Here is a 523-nt window from a genome sequence, read left to right as displayed (position 1 = left end):
GCATAAAGGTGCGAAGCAATTGGTCGCTGTGATTGACGAGACTGGCGACTTTCCGCAAACCTTGGCAGGTTGGGAAGCGATATCAGGTGTTGGTCCTTCGACCGCTGGGGCGATTATGTCAATGGGCTTGCATCGTTATGGCGTCATTTGCGATGGTAATGTTAAACGGGTACTGACACGCTGGGCAGCAATTGATGGCGATATCACTAAGTCCGCGACGACTAAAGATTTATGGGCATTGGCAGAGCGTCTAACGCCTAGAGAACAATCAGGATTGTTTGCGCAAGCAATGATGGATATGGGTGCAACTTTATGCACGCGTAGCAAGCCTGCTTGTCTACTATGTCCACTACAAGATGATTGCTTAGCGCATGCGCAAGGTCGTGAAACGGAATATCCAGTGAAGGCTAAGAAACAGCCTAAACCGAGTAAATTTAGTAATGCACTGCTTATTGAGAACGAAAATGGCGAAATACTTTGGCTACAGCGCCCTGACAATGGCATTTGGGGCGGGCTGTGGAGT

Annotated in this window: 1 protein-coding gene; it reads left to right on the top strand. The window is 48.8% G+C overall.

What is annotated here, in order from left to right; genetic code table 11:
* Positions 1–523 (top strand): HhH-GPD family protein (locus JMW90_RS13660; protein WP_476705333.1); only part of this gene is annotated, 523 nt, incomplete at both ends.

It is taken from the genome of Psychrobacter glacincola (assembly GCF_904846215.1).
In the GTDB taxonomy this organism is placed as follows: Bacteria; Pseudomonadota; Gammaproteobacteria; order Pseudomonadales; family Moraxellaceae; genus Psychrobacter; species Psychrobacter glacincola.
Note: the sequence above shows the minus strand (reverse complement) of the source record. Positions and strands in the feature narration are given on the sequence as shown.